Origin of the sequence: Pengzhenrongella phosphoraccumulans (genome assembly GCF_045689905.1) — a bacterium.
Lineage (GTDB): Bacteria > Actinomycetota > Actinomycetes > Actinomycetales > Cellulomonadaceae > Pengzhenrongella > Pengzhenrongella phosphoraccumulans.
In genome coordinates, this window is the sequence record NZ_CP144210.1 from 553,092 (window position 1) to 569,650 (window position 16,559).

The following is a 16,559-nucleotide window of genomic DNA, read 5'->3' on the forward strand; positions in this document are numbered from 1 at the left end:
GATCAGTCGAGCTGGACCACCCGCACCTCGCGCGCGCTGACGACGGCCGCCTCGAGCACGCGGGCGGTGCGCACGGCATCCTCGGGGTCGACCGGGACGGGCCCGCCCTCGAGTATCCAGCGCCCGGCGGCGGTGTAGAAGTCGACGTGCCCGCCGGGTACGCGCGGGACCGGGACCCGCTCCGCCCCGTGGACCAGCCAGCCCTCATGCCCGTCGATTCCACCCGCCGCGGCCTCGTCGAGCGCGGTGAACGGGCTGGGCTCGCCCTCGAACGCCGTCACGAGGTAGGCACCGGCGCTGCCGAGCACGCGCGTGCGGGGGCCCGGCGCACCGGTCAGCGCGCCGGCCCACAGGTGGCTCACGACTCCGCCCGCGTGGTGCAGCGAGAGGAAGACGTCGTCGGGCGTCGGCGTGGTGATCGACCGGATCTCCGCATAGACGCTGGCGACGGGCCCGAAGAGCTGGACCGCCGAATCCACCAGGTGCGCGCCGAGGTCGAGCAGCAGCCCGCCCGCGACGGGGTCGTTCTCCTTCCAGCGGTTCTTCGGGACCGGGCGCCAGCGTTCCCACCGGCGCTCGAAGCGGTGCACGGTCCCGAGCGTGCCGTCGGCGAGCAGCGCGCGCAGCGTGAGCTGCTCGGAGTCCCAGCGACGGTTCTGGAACACGGTCAGGGGCACGCCCGCCTCCGCGGCGGCCCGCACGAGGGCGCTGCACCCGGCGGAGTCCGGCGCGAGCGGCTTGTCGACCACCAGCGGGAGCCCCGCGGCGATCACGGCCAGCGCGTTCTCGACGTGGTGGCCGGTCGGGCTCGCCACGACCACCAGATCGAGGTTGGCGGCCCGCTCGACCAACGCCGCGACGTCGGGCATGACGACGACGCCCGGCCAGTCGGCCCGCGCCGCTTCCACCCGCTCCGGGTTGCGGACGACGACGTGCGTCACCACGTGCCCGGCCGCGCGCACCAGGCGCGCGTGGATCCCCCGTCCAGCGTCGCCGTACCCGATGATTCCCACCCGGAGCTGCCGGGCCGCGTCCTGCTCAGTCATGCCGTCACCCTATGCAACGGTCCGACCGGGCGGGCCCGCGGTCCAGCAGGCCCGGGGTTACCCGGCGGAGCGCCCGACCGGCTGGTCCTGCGCCGACGGGGCGGCCTGGGCGTGCACGAGCGGAGCCTGGTGGCTGAGCTTGCTGGGCCACCAGATCCGCGGGCCGATGTCATGCACCAGCGCAGGCACGAGCAGGCTGCGCACGATCAGGGTGTCGATCAGCACGCCGAACGCGACGATCAGGGCGAGCTGCGCGAGGAACAGCAACGGGATGATCCCGAGCGCCGCGAACGTCGCGGCCAGCACGACCCCGGCGGAAGTGATCACCCCACCGGTCACCGCGAGCCCGCGCACCACACCTTCCCGGGTCCCGTAGAGCACCGATTCCTCCCGCACCCGGGTCATCAGGAAGATCGAGTAGTCCACCCCGAGCGCGATGAGGAACGTGAAGGCGTACAGCGGCACCGACGGGTCGGCGCTCGGGAAGTCGAGCACGTGGTTGAACACCACGGCCGAGATCCCCAGGGCGGCGGCGAACGAGAGCACGTTCGCGCCGATCAGCAGCAGCGCCGCGAGCGCGGACCGGAGCAGCAGGCCCAGGATCAGCAGGATCACGAGCAGGACGGTCGGCACGATGACCCGCAGGTCCCGAGCGCTGGCGTTCTGCGTGTCGAGCGACTCGGCGCTGGCACCACCGACGAGCGTGTCCGGGGAGACCGCGTGCACCGCGGTGCGGACGTCCTCGATCGTGCGCACAGCGGCCTGGGAGTCGGCCGACGCCGTCGTGACGACGTCGACGCGCACCTGCCCGTCCACGACCAGCGGGGGCGTCGCGGCGGCTCCGGGCGGCCCGGCGGCGGCCCCGGTGTAGACCGACACCGAGTCGACCCCCGGGACCCCCTGGGCGGCCTCCACGACGGCGTCCGCGTCGCCTTCCGGGGTGATGACGACGGCGGGCTGGACCGCACCGGCCGGGAAGTGCTCGGCGAGCTCCTTCTGGCCCGACACGGCGTCGACGGGGGTGAGGAAGATGTCCGTCTGGCTCGTGCCGCTCGCCTGGAGCGTCGGCAGGAACGCCGCGCCGGCGGCCAGGGCGAGCGCGGTCACGACCCAGACGCGCCGCGGGTGGCGACCGACGAAACCGGCCAGCCGACCCCACCCGCCCGTGAGGATCTCGGCGGTGGACAGCGTGCCGGGGACGGTGGCGTGCGTGACGGCGTCGACCTGGCGCGGCACCCGCGGCCAGAACAGCGCTCGCGAGCGCTTGCCGAGGATGAGCAGGAACGCCGGGAGCAGCGTCATGACGGCGACGAAAGCCGCGGCGATGCCGAGCGAGCCGACCGGGCCGAGGCTCTTATTCGAGGCGAGGTCCGACAGCGTCAGGCAGAGCAGACCGGCGATGACCGTGCCCGCGCTCGCCGCGATCGGGGCGACCGACAGCCGCATCGCTCGACCCATCGCGACGAACGGGCTCTCGACGTGCCGCAGCTCCTCGCGGTAGCGCGCCACCAGCAGCAACGCGTAGTCGACCGACGCCCCGACCACGAGGATCGACAGGATCCCCTGCGTCTGACCGTTCAGCGTCAGGATGTCGTTCTTGGCGAGGTTGTACACGACGAGCGCGGCCGCCGACAGCGCGAAGACCGCGGTGAAGATGACGAGGAGCGGCAGGAACGGCGAGCGGTACACCACGATGAGGATGAGCAGGACGGCACCGAGCGCGACGAGCAGCAGGACGGCGTCGATCCCGCCGAAGGCCGTGACCAGGTCGGCGACGAAACCTGCGGGGCCGGTCACCCAGGCGTTCAGCCCGACGTCGTCGACCGAGTCGGCGGTCGCGCCCAGCTCGGTGCTCAGCGCGTCGCGCGTCGAGCTGACGACGCCGCCGATGACGCTCTTGTCGTTCGCCAGGGTGCCCTCGGCGGCCGTGGCGTCCAGGGAGATCGGGATGAGCAGCGCCTTGCCGTCCTGCGAGGGGACGACGACCGGGTCGGCGGTGAGCACGTCGCCGATCGTGGCGGGGTCCCCGGCGGCGGGGTCGGCCCCGTCGATCGGAAGCGCACCGATCCCGTCGGCGAACTTCTGGACCGCGGCGAGCTGCGCGGGGCTGATCGCCTCACCCGTGGGGGCGGTAAACACCACAAGGGCAGGTAAAGTCTTGGTGTCGACGAACCCCCGGTTCGCTTCAGCCGCCTTCGTCGACTCGGACGAGGCCGGCAGGAACGAGGCGGCGTCGTTGCTCTGGACCTGGGAGAGCTTTCCCTGTGCCATCCCCCCGAACGCCCCCACCCCCAGCCACACTGCGAGTGACAGGACGATGACGAGGGCCCGGAGCGCGGCGGCAGACCTGGAATTACTCAGCATGCTGAGTATCATGAGCCCATGCCCGCTTCAGGGCAAGTAGAGGCGGTGAAGTGGGCGTGTCGCAGGACCTGATGCGGTGGTCGACCGGGCGCATGCTCTCGAGCGCCGCACGCCATGTCGAACGCGAGTGGAATCTCCACCTCGCCGCCTGGGACCTCAACCACGCGAGCCTGCCGGTGCTCGTGCTGCTGGCCCAGCGAGACCACTCCCAGCGCGAGCTCGCCACGGCCGTGGGTGTGACGGAACAGACGATGAGCCGCATCCTCGCGCGGATGGAGCGCACCGGTTACCTCACCCGCACGCCGCACGGGGACGACAAGCGCCGGCACGTGATCTCGCTCAGCCCGACCGGCATCGCCGTCATGCGCGAGGCCGCGGCGCCGGGCCCGGCCGAGGAGATGTCCACGCGGGGGCTGACCCCCGACCAGGTCGTCCAGATGCGTGAGCTCCTCACACTGATGATCCTGGCCCGGCCCGAGCCCGGGGACGACGGCGCCCCGGCTGACCCCGGTTAGCCTGACCCGATGCAGTTCGTCGAGCTCGACCTCGGAACCGTCCACGCCGACTACCGCGAGACCTGGGACCTGCAGCGCGCGGTGCACGCGGAGGTCGCCGACGGCACCCGCCCGGACACCGTCCTGCTCTGCGAGCACGCGAGCGTCTACACCGCGGGCCGGCGCACCGCGACCACGGACCGACCCGTCGACGGCACGCCCGTGGTCGACGTCGACCGCGGCGGCAAGATCACCTGGCACGGCCCGGGGCAGCTCGTCGGGTACCCGATCGTGCGACTGCGCGACCCGGTCGACGTCGTCGCCTACGTCCGCGCGCTCGAGTCCGCCCTGATCGCGGTGTGCGCCGCCGTCGGGCTCGACGCGATCGGCATCGACGGCCGCAGCGGCGTGTGGTTCCCGGCCAAGGGTGAACGCCGCGACCGCAAGGTCGCCGCGATCGGGGTGCGCGTCGCTCGCGGCGTGACGATGCACGGCTTCGCGCTCAACTGCGAACCGGACCTCGCCGAGTTCGGCCGGATCGTCCCGTGCGGCCTCCCGGACGCGGACGTCACCTCACTGTCGGCCGAGGCCGGCCGGCGTGTGTCGATCGCCGACGTCCTGCCGCTCGTGCAGGTCCACGTTGCCGATGCGCTCGCCCCGCTCCGTGCCGCGGGTCTGCTGACGCCCTGACCCCCGGCGTGGGCGCCTGCCTACGCCTGCGTCAGAGCGCTCCACGCGCCCGAGGGCGGAACCTCCGTGCCGGGCGTCGCCTTGGGCGCCAGGGCGACCGAGATGATCTGCGCCCAGTCGTCGATCGCGTCGAAGTCGCGGTAGTCCCCGGGGACGACGTCGACCTCAGCGATCCGGGCCCGCTCGGCCATCGCCAGCTCGGCGGTCGCGAGTCGGCCACCGAACATGCGCACGCCGCGCGGGCTCAGATGGCGGACCAGCAGGGCGACGTCGTCGGGCTCCCCGATGGGGCGGGCCGGAGTGCCGATCGGGCCCGACCAGAACAGCCAGAGGGGGCGTTCGGCCAGGGCCCCCTCGAGCCGCCGCACAAGCGCGCGGACCGACTCGGCGAACTGGCCGACGTAGACCGCCGAGCCGAGCACCACGGCGTCGAACCCTGTCAGCGAGGTCACGTCGTCGGGGTCGACCTGCTCGACCGAGTGCCCGCCGCGCTCGAGCACCTGCGCGATGGCCTCGCCGATCTCCCGGGTCGAGCCGTGGCGTGATCCGGTGGTCACGAGCACATGCATGACGCCTCCTCGAGAATCGTCAGCGACCCGCCTCGGTGCACACCGCCTGGCCCCCACAATCACGAACAAGCGGCCGTTTCGCCTGGGTCGGAGGTCCCGGGTTCAGAGCCCAGACCTGCGCAAATGGGGCTCGATCGACGCGATCGGGTAGCCTGGGCGACGCACAAGGGTCAGGTGCGCGTCTGGAATTGGGTGGGTTGGCGCGCGCTCTTCGCTGTACCCCGAGGCCATGACCCGCACACCAGCCCCGCCCCACCCCACCCGGCCGCACGGCGGCCTGCTCGCGACGTACCGCGAGCTCCCCCGGCTCGCCGGGCGCTCCTTCCTTCCCGTCGCCCTGCTCGCCCGGCTCCCGTTCTCGATGACCGCGCTGGGCATCATGCTGCTGGTGACGTCGGCCACCGATTCGGTCGCGATCGGCGGGCTCGCCACCGGCGCCTCCTCGCTCGGCACGGCGCTGTTCGGCGCCGTGCACGGCGGCCTCGCCGACCGGTTCGGCCAGCGTCCCGTCGTCGCGGTGGCCGTGACGGCCAACGCGAGCGCGATGGTCGCCGTCGTGCTCGCGGCGAGCCAGGGTGCCCCGCTCGCCGCGACGCTGGCCGCGTGCTTCGCGACCGGTGCCACCTCGCCCCAGGTGGGCGCGTTCGCGCGGGTGCGCTGGATCGCGCTGACCCGGGACGACCCGGCCGCCCTCGCGGCCGCGATGGGGTACGAGAGCACCGTCGACGAGCTCACGTTCGTGCTCGGTCCGGCCCTGGTCGGGCTGATCAGCGCGACGGGCCGCCCCGAGCTCACCCTCCTGGCGGCGGCGTTCCTGACCGCGGCGTTCGGGCTCGCGTTCGCGTTTCACCCCACCGCGCGCGTCACCCGGCCCGACGACGGCAACCGGGACGCGGGGCGCGCGCTGGCGGCCCGGTGGCCCGTGCGCCGCCTGGCCCCCCGGGTGCTCGCCCCGCTGCTCGGGATGGCCGCGATGGGAGTGTTCTTCGGCGGGATGCAGGCGGCGGTCACCGCCTTCGCGACCGAGGCCGGCCGCCCCGGCCTCGCCGGCCTGCTCTACGCCGCGATGGGCGTCGGCTCGGCGGCCACCGCGCTCGCGGTCGTCGCACTGCCCGACCGGATCGACCACCGCCGCCGGTGGGTCGGGTCAGCGATCGGCATGACCGCGGCGAGCGCGGCGACGCTCGTGGTCACCGGCATCGGCCCGATCGTGGCGGTGCTGGGGATCACCGGCCTGTTCATCGGTCCGGCGATGGTCACGATCTTCACGGTCGGCGGGCACCTGTCGCCCCCGGGGCGCGCGGGCACCGTGATGACGCTGCTCGTGAGCGCGAACGTGATCGGCGGGGCGCTGGGCGTGGCCGGGGCGGGACTCCTCGCCGAGGCGGCCGGCGTGCACCCGGCGTTCGCGGTGCCGGTGACCGCGGCGGCCGTGCTCGCGGGGATCGGCCTGCTGGCCCGCGGAGCCCCGCGCGAGACCACCGGACCAGGCAAGGCCACCCTCACGTAGGGTGACGAGGGTGACGATCGCACCCGAAGGACGCCGCATGCTGCGGGTCGAGGCCCGCAACGCCGAGACGCCCATCGAGAGAAAGCCCGCGTGGATCAAGACGCGCGCGACGATGGGTCCCGAGTACTCCGAGCTCAAGGGCCTGGTCAAACGCGAGGGCCTGCACACGGTGTGCGAGGAGGCGGGCTGCCCCAACATCTTCGAGTGCTGGGAGGACCGCGAGGCGACGTTCCTCATCGGGGGCGACCAGTGCACCCGCCGGTGCGACTTCTGCCAGATCGACACCGGCCGACCCGCCGACCTCGATCTCGACGAGCCCCGCCGCGTCGCGGAGTCGGTCCAGGCGATGGGCCTGAAGTACTCCACGATCACGGGCGTCGCCCGCGACGACCTGCCCGACGGCGGCGCCTGGCTCTACGCCGAGACCGTGCGCCAGATCCACGCCCTGAACCCCGGCACCGGCGTCGAGCTGCTGATCCCCGACTTCAACGCCGTGCCGGACCTGCTCGCCGAGGTGTTCTCCTCGCGACCCGAGGTGCTCGCGCACAACCTCGAGACCGTGCCGCGCATCTTCAAGCAGATTCGCCCGGCGTTCCGCTACGACCGCTCCCTGTCGGTGCTCACCGCGGCGCGCGCGGACGGCCTGGTGACCAAATCGAACCTCATCCTGGGGATGGGCGAGACGATCGACGAGGCCCGCGAGGCACTGGTCGACCTGCACGCGGCCGGGTGCGACCTGGTGACGATCAACCAGTACCTGCGCCCGTCGGTGCGCCACCACCCCGTGGACCGCTGGGTGCGCCCCGAGGAGTTCGTCGAGCTGTCCGACGAGGCCGAGCGGATCGGGTTCCTGGGCGTCATGGCTGGCCCCCTCGTGCGCTCGTCGTACCGCGCCGGACGGCTCTGGGGCCAGGCGATGCGTCGTCGCGGCCAGGAGATCCCGGCGGCACTCGCCCACCTGGGTGAGGCCCGCACGTCCCGCCAGGAGGCCGCGAGCCTGCTCGCGCGCTGACGACCGCGAGCCGCGCACTAGACTCTGGCCCCATGGCCCGTCAGAGCACCGGGGCGAGCGCATCCGCCGCCAAGCCGGCAAAACAGAAGAAGATCCGCTGGTACACCCAGGTGTGGCAGGCGTACCAGATGACCCGCAAGCAGGACCCTGCGGTCACCTGGTTGATGCTTGCCGCGTTCTTCGGCATCGTCGCCGTCGCACTGGTGATCGGCCTGTTGTGGGGCCACGTCGTCTACACGCTGTTCCTGGGGCTGCCGTTCGGCGCCCTGGCGGCGATGTTCATCCTCGCCCGGCGCGCTGAGACCGCCGCGTACTCGCAGATCGAGGGTCAGCCGGGTGCCTCGCGCGCCGCGCTGGGCACGATCCGCCGCGGCTGGACCTTCGCCGAGGAGCCCGTGGCGGTCGACGCCCGCACGCAGGACCTGATCTTCCGTGGCATCGGCCGCGCCGGCGTCGTGCTGGTGAGCGAGGGTCCGAAGGGCCGCGTCACCAAGCTGCTCGACACCGAGCGCAAGAAGACGGCGCGCGTGCTGCCGAACGTCCCGATCACCCTGGTGCAGTCCGGCAACGACGAGGGCCAGGTGCCGCTGCGCAAGCTGCCGCGGCGGGTGCAGAAGCTGCGTCCGACCCTGACCAAGCAGGAGACCGCCGAGATCTCGAAGCGCCTCAACGCGCTGGGCACCGTCCGGCTCCCCGTCCCGAAGGGCATCGACCCGACGCGGGCGCGCCCCGACCGCAAGGGCATGCGCGGGCGCTGACCTACCCGCTCGCCGGGCGCTGATCGCCCGGAGGGCGGTGGCGACAGAGCCGGACGATGAGCGTGCCCGCGGACCGGTCGTGCAGGCCGCGGCCGTCACCGTCCCAGACAACGGCCGGGATCACCAGGCACACCAGTGCGGTCCGCAGGGCCGCGCGCCCGAGGCCGACCGGACCCACGCCGGCGGCGCGCCGCACGTGGATGCCGAGCAGCCGGTGGCCGAGCGTGTGCCCGATCGTGGCGACCAGCAGCACGTTCTCGACGGCGAAGATGGCGAGCGTCGCCGTCGGATCGCCGCCGAAGAACGCGGCCGAGATGAGCAGGCACACCGCCCAGTCGACGCACAGCGCCGCGACCCGGCGCACGAGCGAGGCCAACGAGCCCGGCCCGCTCTCCGGGAGACCCAGACGACTTCCGGAGCGCGCGCCGTCGTCGCCGGCGCCCGCTCCGTCCAACCACGACCCGAGGTCCTCCCGCGCTGCCACCCCCGTAGCCTAGCGACGTGCACCCCGCGTGATCCGGCTGACGTAACACGGCGGAAACACGAGGTACATGGACGGGTAACGACACTCGCCTACCGTCGAGGTCGGCCCGTACCGGGCACACCGAACCGAGGAGCAACGGATGTTCAGTAATCCCGAGGAAGTCCTGAAGTTCATCAAGGACAACGACGTGAAGTTCGTCGACGTCCGGTTCTGTGACCTTCCAGGTGTGATGCAGCACTTCAACGTGCCGGCCTATTCGCTCCCCGAGGACTTCTTCACCGAGGGTCAGATGTTCGACGGATCCTCGATCCGCGGCTTCCAGGCGATCCACGAGTCCGACATGAAGCTCATCCCGGACGTCACCACGGCCTACCTGGATCCTTTCCGCAAGGAGAAGACCCTCAACATCAACTTCGCGATCGTCGACCCGTACACCAACGAGCCGTACAGCCGCGACCCGCGCCAGGTCGCCGCCAAGGCCGAGGCGTACCTGCAGTCGACCGGCATCGCGGACACGGCGTTCTTCGCCCCCGAGGCCGAGTTCTACATCTTCGACGACGTCCGCTTCGAGACGAAGTCCAACTCAGCGTCGTACGTCGTCGACTCCATCGAAGGGGCCTGGAACTCGGCCCGCGTCGAGGAGGGTGGCAACCTCGGCCACAAGATCCCGTACAAGGGTGGCTACTTCCCCGTCGCGCCGGTCGACTCGTTCATCGACATCCGCGACCGGATCTGCCTCGAGCTCGACGCCCTCGGTCTGCAGATCGAGCGCTCGCACCACGAGGTCGGCACCGGTGGCCAGGCGGAGATCAACTACCGCTTCGACAAGCTCGCCATCTCGGCCGACAAGGTCCAGCTGTTCAAGTACGTCGTGAAGAACGTCGCGCACGAGGCCGGCCGCACGGCAACCTTCATGCCGAAGCCGCTCTTCGGCGACAACGGCTCGGGCATGCACGTCCACCAGTCCCTGTGGAAGGACGGCGTGCCGCTGTTCTTCGACGAGAAGGGCTACGGCGGCCTGTCCGACATGGCTCGCTGGTACATCGGTGGCCTGCTCAAGCACGCGCCGTCGCTGCTCGCGTTCACGAACCCGACGGTGAACTCCTACCACCGCCTGGTCCCGGGCTTCGAGGCGCCGGTCAACCTGGTCTACTCGGCCCGCAACCGCTCCGCGTGCATCCGCATCCCGGTCACCGGTTCGAACCCGAAGGCCAAGCGCATCGAGTTCCGCGTCCCCGACCCGTCGTCCAACCCGTACCTGGCCTTCGCGGCCATGCTCATGGCCGGCCTCGACGGCATCCAGAACCGCATCGAGCCGCCCGAGCCGGTCGACAAGGACCTGTACGAGCTGCCCCCCGAGGAGCACGCCGCGATCGCCCAGGTTCCGGGCAGCCTCGGCGAGGTCCTCGACGCGCTCGAGGCCGACCACGACTACCTCACGGCCGGGAACGTCTTCACCCCCGACCTGATCTCGACGTGGATCGACTACAAGCGCACCCAGGAGATCGACCCCATCCGGCTGCGGCCGCACCCGCACGAGTTCGAGCTGTACTACGACTGCTGACGAAAATAGGCCTGTGACTCGCACAAACGCAGTCACGAGGTCGGTCTAGTCCGCACAGAGTCCACACGCGCCGCCATCGCTGCACCAACGGCGGCGCGTGTGGACTTTTCTGTATCGGCCCACAGGCGGGCGTAGGTGTCGAGAGTCCCCGTCGCCGACGCGTGCCGCGGCCGCGCCTGGACGACCTTCACGTCGGCGCCGGAGGCGATCCGCAACGAGGCGTAGAAGTGTGGCGAATCCGTTCCCGTGGAGCGTTCCCCTTCCGGGACGGCCGCCAGTCCGCGGCTAGCGCGCGCCGGCTGTGCGCCCGCCCGCAGAGACGACGCAACGGGCGGCGCCGTCGCCGTCGGTGACCGTCACCGCGTAGGAGGCATCGGCGACGTCAAGAACGAGCTCGGCGCGTTCGGTGTCCGCGGTCCACGTGAGACGCGCGCGAGTGTTCTGGATTTCCCACGAGAACGATCCGTCGAACGCAGGATGTGCGGCGCGCACACGCAGCGCATCGAGCTGTGCCCTAACCACGGGCCGGTCGAGGTCGCTGACGATCTCTTGAGGTGTGAAGAAGTGGCGGTTGACGTCCCGACCAACGCCCGTGCGTTCGAGCAGTTCCATGTCGTTGGCTCCGGCGAGCAGACCGACGTAGTAGATCTGTGGAATGCCCGGTACGAAGAGCTGGATCAGGCGCGCGAGGACGTACCGACGGTCGTCCCGGGCGAGCGCGTCGTAGAACGTGCAGTTGACCTGGTACAGGTCCAGGTTCGACGCGGCCGCTCCGGTGGCCAGGCGCGAGGTGCCGCCGCTGTTGTGGTGGATAGCCTCGACGAGGTCGTCGATCTGGTCGGGTGTGAGCAGGCCGGGCTCACCGGGCCGCAGGTCCGAGGGCCCGACGTCGACGATGCCGATTCCGTCGTGTGTGTCGAGGACTGTGACCGTGTTGGTCGGTCGGATCTGCAACCAGTGGTCCAGGGGCGCGAGGTCACCCATGGTCAGCGCGTGCAGCACGAGCGGCGGAAGGGCGAAGTCGTACACGAGATCGACCTTGCGTGCGATCTCGATCTGCTGGGTGTGATGACCGTGCACCTCGACGAGCACGGAGGCACCATGTGCGTGTGCGCGCCGCACGATTCGCTCGGTGTACTCGTCGGTCGCGGGCGTCATGAAGCAGTCCGTGCCGGGCTCCTTGCCGGTGTACCCGACCGCGTCGAGCCGCAACTGGCTGACTCCCCCGGACGTCAGAGCGTCGACCACCGAGTCCAGGTACTCCCAGGCCTCGGCCGTGCGCAGGTCGATGTCGACCTGATCGGCGGTAAAGGTCGTCCAGACGAGACGGCGCTCACCGCCGAGCGTCATCTGGGTGAACGGTAGGCCCGGTCGGGGACGGTAGATGCGGGCCAGGTCGACCTCGGTCGCACCCTCGGGAAACACCGACGAGAGCGTGAGGAACATCGGCGCCCACGGTGACGCGTCTCCGCGTGCACGGACGTCGAGGAACTGCGCCGAGATGTGGTTCACGATCACGTCGGCCATGACCGTTCGCCCCTGGGCCAGGTGGCGGACGTCGTCCCAGGTCCCCAACCGGGGGTCCACGACGGTGTGGTCGCGGGGGTCGAACCCGGCGTCCACGCCGTCGTGCGGCGTGAAGAAGGGCAGGACATGGACGCCGCCGAATGCTCCTGCAAGGGGTCCGTCGAGCAGGTCCGCCAAGCCGGAGACGTTCCCGGCCAGGCGGTCGGCGTAGGTGATCAGCTGGGGGCTGCGGTTGTTCACGTGCGGTACTCCGTCAAAGTGGGGAACTGCAGGTGGTCCGCGCGGAAGCAACGAACCCGGGGTCAATCGTGGGTGCGCGACAGCAGTCGCTCGAGCCAGCTGGCTCGCGCGACCCGGGCCGCGACCGAGAGCTGGGCTGCTGGCGCGAGTCCGTCGAATCCGTGGCACCCGCCGGGCCAGACGTGCAGCTCGGCATCGCCGCCATCGGCCCACAGCCGAGCCGCGTACTGCATGCACTCATCGCGGAACGTCTCAGCAGAGCCGACGTCGATGAACGCGGGCGGCAGACCAGCCAGCGAATCAGCACGCGCCGCGGCCGCATACCCCGTCGTGTCCAGACCCCCCGCCCGCGCGCCGAGGTACGCGTCCCAACCCGTGGCGTTGGCGTCGCGGTCCCAGGACCCGATGCCGACCATCTGGCGCCCGGAGAAGCTGTCGTTCCGGTCGTCGAGCATCGGATAGACGAGCAGCTGGCCGCACAGGCGCGGGCCGCCACGATCACGGGCGAGCAGGGCAAGCGAGGCCGCGAGACCTCCGCCCGCGCTGACACCGGTCACGACAACCCGGCGGGAATCGATCCCCAGCTCAGCCGCATGGACGACGAGCCAGGCCAGCGCGGCGTACGCGTCCTCGATGGCCGCCGGGTAGGGGTCCTCGGGCGCGAGCCGGTACTCGACCGACGCGACGGCCCAACCGGGCGCGACGTCTAAGGCCGCATCGACGTTGTCGGCGACCGCTCCGACGATGAAACCGCCGCCATGCAGGTGCAGCAGGACGGGGACCGGCCCGACGGCGCGTTCGGGCCGGACGATCACGACCCGCACCTCCCCTGCTGGCCCGAGTGCAACGTGCTCGCTCACGGTGCATCCCGCACTCGCGGCGACGGGCCCAATGTCGGGCGGATCGACACGAGCCCGCAGCGCCGGGATGTCGTGAGGTTGGAGCGAAGTGACGACGATCTCTGACTGGTCGACAAGCGCCGCGGCGATCTCGGCGTCGAACGGAGGCACCCGCACCCTCATCCCTTGACCGCGCCCTGCAGCAGCGCGGAGACGAACTTCCGCTGGAAGATCAGGAACACGATCAGGGTGGGCGTGAGGATGAGCAGCGACCCCGCACAGAGCAGCGGGATGTCGGTGCCGTACTGGCCCTGGAAGGCACCCAGGGCGCCAGCCATCGTTCGCATCGTCGCGTCGTCCACGAGCACCACCGCCAGGAGGAACTGGTTCCACGTCCACAGGAACAGCAGGATCGCGAGCGACGACAGGGCCGGCATCGACAGCGGCAGGTGGATCTTCGTGAACAGCTTCCAGGTGTTGGCTCCGTCCATCCGCGCGGCCTCGGAGAGGTCCTGCGGCATGTTGACGAAGTGCGCTCGCATCCACATCACGGCGAACGGCATGTACAGGCCGATCAGCGGCAGGATGATCGCCCACCGGGTGTTGAGCAGGCCGAAGTCACGCATCTGGAAGTAGAGCGGGACGATGACGCCCTGGAACGGCAAGGTCAGACCCACCAGGAACACCACGAAGATCACGCGACCTCCCGGGGGCCGCAGGTGTCCGAGGGCAAAACCGGCGAGCGTCGAGATGAGTAGCGAGATCGGCACGACTCCGATCACGATCAGTACGCTCGACCACAGGAGCTTGCCCATGTTCGCGGACTGGAAGGCGGCGGCGAAGTTCTCCCAGTGCAGCTTCTCGGGCAGCTCCAGACCGGACGGGTAGGAGCCGGCCGGGTGCAACGCGGTCACGAAGAGCGTGATGAACGGGATGATCGTCACCGTCATAAGCAGGACGAGAAGGGAGTTACCCACCCATTTCTCGCGGCGAGAGATGATCATCAGTCTCCGTCCCTAGTAAGTCGCTGGATGGGCAGGATGATGGCGAGCACGAGAACCATGAACGCCACGGCGAGCGCCGAGGCCTGCCCGATCTCGCGACTGAAGAACGCGAGGTAGTAGATCTCGAGGCCGGGCACGAGCGTGCTGTTGCCGGGGCCGCCCTGAGTGGAGATGTAGATGATGTCGAAGCTGGCGAGCGCGGCGATCACCGTGACCGAGACGCAGACGCCGATCTCCTGTCGCAGGCTCGGCAACGTGATGGAGAAGAACTCACGGATCGCCCCGGCGCCATCGATGCGCGCCGCCTCGAACAGCGCGGGGTCGATCTTGGTCATGCCGGCCAGCAGCAGGAGCATGCACAGCCCGAGTGCGACCCACGCGCCGATGACGCCGACCGCCGGCAAGGCAGCATCGAAGTCCCCGAGCCACGGGCGCGCTAAAGCGCCCAGCCCGACGGCGCGCAGGGTCTGGTTGATGACGCCGTCCGAGGCCATGAGCCAGGTCCACATGATGCCTGCGGCGACAAGCGGGATGACCTGAGGAAGGAAGAGCACCGTGCGCGAGACGACGGCCAGGCGGCTCGTCGCGAACTTGCGGATCGTCGCCGCGGTGAACAACCCGAGAATCACCGGTACGAAAGAGAAGTAGATGATGAGCTCGAGCGCGTTGAAGATCGACCCCAGCATCTCGTCGTCGTGCAGGAGCCGGGTGTAGTTGTCCCACCCGACCCACGTCGCCGCGCTCACGCCGTTCCAGTCGTAGAACGAGTACTGGAACGTCAGTGCGAGCGGCCGCAGGACGAACACGCCGTAGAACGAGGCCGCGGGCACCACGAGAGCGAGGGCGACCCAGCCTCGGCGCAGGCGCCGCGCCCTGAGGGCGCGGCGCCTGGCCTGAAGGTTGGTCGTCGAGTTCTCGACCGTCTCGCGGCGACCGGAAGTTCCGATCGTCGCTGTCATCTCAACCGCCGATCTGGGCTTCGTAGTCGGCCTGCACGGCGGTCAGGAGGCCCTGGGGCGTCTGCTGGCCGGCGACAAGTTTCTGCAGCTCCGGTGTCCAGCTTTTTGCGTAGATCTCCCCGGTCGCGTTGGCGATGAACTCCATCGCACCGTCGTCCTCGCCGATGGTCGTCCCGCCTGCGAGCGTCTGGGCGGTGACGGAGGTGGCGTCGATCTCAGGCATGAATGCGTCCGCCGGACCCATCGGTCGCGAGCCACCGACCTCGACCCCGATGGTGCGGGCCTGATCATTGGTCGCGATCCAGTCCAGGAAGAACGCGGCGCAGTCGGGGTTCTTGGCCGTGGCCGCGATGCCGTAGGTCAGTGGCGCTGACATCGCGCCGACCTTGCCGCCGGCGTCGACTGGCGGAAGTAGGAAGAAGCCGGCGTTCCCCGACATCTGGGTATCGAGGTTGCCCGACTCCCAGTCGCCGTCGAACATGAGCAGGGACTCGCCGCCGATGAAGCGACTCATCATCGTGGAGTAGTCAAGAGAGTTGACGTCGTCGGCGAAGAAGCCGGCCTTGATCCACTTGTCCAGGTGCTCGGCGGCCTTGAGGTTGTCGGCCGTGTCGATCGTCGCGTCGGGCTGCTGGAACGTCCACGAGTTGATCGCGGACGGGTCGCCGTAGGAGGCCATGAGGGCCTGCAAAGGGAACGCGAGACCGCCCGTGGCTCCACCGTTGAACTGCGCCATCGGCGTGATTCCCGCGTCCTTCGCCTTCTGCAGGAACCCGTCGAGCTCGGCGAGGGTCTTGGGTGCCTCGGTCATGCCGATCTGCGCGGCGAGCTTCTTGTTGTAGAAGATGCCGGTCATCGACTGGTTCAGACCCATCGCGTACAGCGGGCCGTTGCCGCGGCGACCATCGGCATCGACGCGCATCTGCAGAAGCTGCGAGGCGGGCCACTTGTCCCACCCGTACGCCGCCGCGTACGGGTCGAGGTTCAGCAGGAGACCGTCGGTGGCGAGGTCGGACACCTGCGGCAGGCGCATCAGGTCCGGCGGGTTGTCGGCGAGGACGCGTGGTGCGTTCTGCGTGATGACCGCGAATTGGTCCTCGCGGATGTCAAACGTCACGTTCGCGAACTGCTTGGTGAACTCTTCGGTGAGAGACTTCGGCAGCGGGAAGCCGGTCTCGATGTACGTGCTCAGCACGACGGGATCCGTGCCGCAGGTGGTCACGACATCGCTGGCGTTCGTACTGTCGGCCGTCGGTGTCTTGTCGGCGCTCGCAGTGCCGCCGGGGGTGCTGCACGCGGCAGCAGTCATGATGCTCGCGAGGCACAGGGACGCCGCAATTGCGGTGCGCCGGTTCCTCTCACTGGCTCGAGACAACGGTGTCTCCCTCTCATCGAAGCGAATCCAGCGGGGAGCCGGACACGGTTGCTAAATCGGCTTAGCAAGGTAAATACTGGGGATCGAACGGGCATCGTGTCAAGCGAGCCGAGGTAACGAAACG

The 16,559-nt window shown here is 70.1% G+C and carries 15 protein-coding genes; 6 read left to right on the forward strand and 9 right to left on the reverse strand.

Annotated elements, in window-relative coordinates:
• Nucleotides 1-2: 2 nt before the first annotated feature.
• Nucleotides 3-1,046, reverse strand: a complete 1,044-nt coding sequence (locus VTA80_RS02710) for a Gfo/Idh/MocA family protein (RefSeq protein ID WP_407343886.1) — start codon at nt 1,044-1,046, stop codon at nt 3-5.
• Between the two features lie 57 nt (nt 1,047-1,103).
• Nucleotides 1,104-3,410, reverse strand: a complete 2,307-nt coding sequence (locus VTA80_RS02715) for an MMPL family transporter (RefSeq protein WP_407343887.1) — start codon at nt 3,408-3,410, stop codon at nt 1,104-1,106.
• A gap of 56 nt (nt 3,411-3,466) precedes the next feature.
• Between VTA80_RS02715 and VTA80_RS02720 the strand changes: the two genes are divergently transcribed.
• A complete protein-coding gene (locus VTA80_RS02720) occupies nt 3,467-3,925 on the forward strand; it encodes a MarR family winged helix-turn-helix transcriptional regulator (protein WP_407343888.1) in 459 nt (152 codons plus the stop codon).
• A 9-nt stretch (nt 3,926-3,934) separates the two neighbouring features.
• Entirely contained in the window at nt 3,935-4,594 is a 660-nt protein-coding gene (gene lipB / locus VTA80_RS02725; RefSeq protein WP_407343889.1) for a lipoyl(octanoyl) transferase LipB, read from the forward strand.
• A gap of 20 nt (nt 4,595-4,614) precedes the next feature.
• Here lipB and VTA80_RS02730 read toward each other — a convergent pair whose 3' ends face one another.
• Complete coding sequence (locus VTA80_RS02730; RefSeq protein ID WP_407343890.1) at nt 4,615-5,163, reverse strand: flavodoxin domain-containing protein; 549 nt, start codon at nt 5,161-5,163, stop codon at nt 4,615-4,617.
• A 229-nt stretch (nt 5,164-5,392) separates the two neighbouring features.
• Here VTA80_RS02730 and VTA80_RS02735 point away from each other — a divergent pair, with 229 nt between their 5' ends.
• The 3 genes from VTA80_RS02735 to VTA80_RS02745 are packed head-to-tail and all read left to right on the forward strand — an operon-like array spanning nt 5,393 to nt 8,443.
• On the forward strand, nt 5,393-6,673 hold the full coding sequence (locus tag VTA80_RS02735; RefSeq protein ID WP_407343891.1) for an MFS transporter: 1,281 nt from the start codon (nt 5,393-5,395) through the stop codon (nt 6,671-6,673).
• Between the two features lie 10 nt (nt 6,674-6,683).
• Nucleotides 6,684-7,685 (forward strand): lipoyl synthase, encoded by a 1,002-nt coding sequence (gene lipA / locus VTA80_RS02740; protein ID WP_407343892.1) that lies wholly within the window; start codon nt 6,684-6,686, stop codon nt 7,683-7,685.
• A gap of 32 nt (nt 7,686-7,717) precedes the next feature.
• The gene (locus tag VTA80_RS02745) at nt 7,718-8,443 is read left to right on the forward strand and encodes a DUF4191 domain-containing protein (RefSeq protein WP_407343893.1); all 726 of its coding nucleotides are present in this window, start codon (nt 7,718-7,720) and stop codon (nt 8,441-8,443) included.
• Nucleotide 8,444: 1 nt separating this feature from the next.
• On the opposite strand, the gene VTA80_RS02750 is transcribed toward VTA80_RS02745, so the two are convergent.
• The gene (locus tag VTA80_RS02750; protein ID WP_407343894.1) at nt 8,445-8,927 is read right to left on the reverse strand and encodes an RDD family protein; all 483 of its coding nucleotides are present in this window, start codon (nt 8,925-8,927) and stop codon (nt 8,445-8,447) included.
• 139 nt (nt 8,928-9,066) lie between these two features.
• Between VTA80_RS02750 and glnA the strand changes: the two genes are divergently transcribed.
• Nucleotides 9,067-10,491 (forward strand): type I glutamate--ammonia ligase, encoded by a 1,425-nt coding sequence (gene glnA / locus VTA80_RS02755; protein ID WP_407343895.1) that lies wholly within the window; start codon nt 9,067-9,069, stop codon nt 10,489-10,491.
• A 285-nt stretch (nt 10,492-10,776) separates the two neighbouring features.
• Here the strand turns inward: glnA and gtfA are convergent, their stop codons facing one another.
• The 5 genes from gtfA to VTA80_RS02780 all read right to left on the reverse strand — a co-directional run bounded on the left by gtfA (nt 10,777) and on the right by VTA80_RS02780 (nt 16,369).
• Nucleotides 10,777-12,258 carry a sucrose phosphorylase gene (gene gtfA / locus VTA80_RS02760; protein ID WP_407343896.1) on the reverse strand — a complete coding sequence of 494 codons (1,482 nt, stop codon included), beginning with the start codon at nt 12,256-12,258 and terminating at the stop codon, nt 10,777-10,779.
• A gap of 62 nt (nt 12,259-12,320) precedes the next feature.
• Nucleotides 12,321-13,118 (reverse strand): alpha/beta hydrolase, encoded by a 798-nt coding sequence (locus VTA80_RS02765; protein WP_407343897.1) that lies wholly within the window; start codon nt 13,116-13,118, stop codon nt 12,321-12,323.
• Between the two features lie 158 nt (nt 13,119-13,276).
• Nucleotides 13,277-14,101: a carbohydrate ABC transporter permease gene (locus VTA80_RS02770; RefSeq protein WP_407343898.1), complete on the reverse strand. Its 825-nt coding sequence runs from the start codon at nt 14,099-14,101 to the stop codon at nt 13,277-13,279.
• Entirely contained in the window at nt 14,101-15,060 is a 960-nt protein-coding gene (locus VTA80_RS02775; RefSeq protein ID WP_407343899.1) for a carbohydrate ABC transporter permease, read from the reverse strand. Before VTA80_RS02775 ends, VTA80_RS02770 begins: the two co-directional genes overlap by 1 nt.
• Nucleotide 15,061: 1 nt before the next feature.
• Nucleotides 15,062-16,369, reverse strand: a complete 1,308-nt coding sequence (locus VTA80_RS02780) for an ABC transporter substrate-binding protein (protein WP_407343900.1) — start codon at nt 16,367-16,369, stop codon at nt 15,062-15,064.
• Nucleotides 16,370-16,559: the final 190 nt, after the last annotated feature.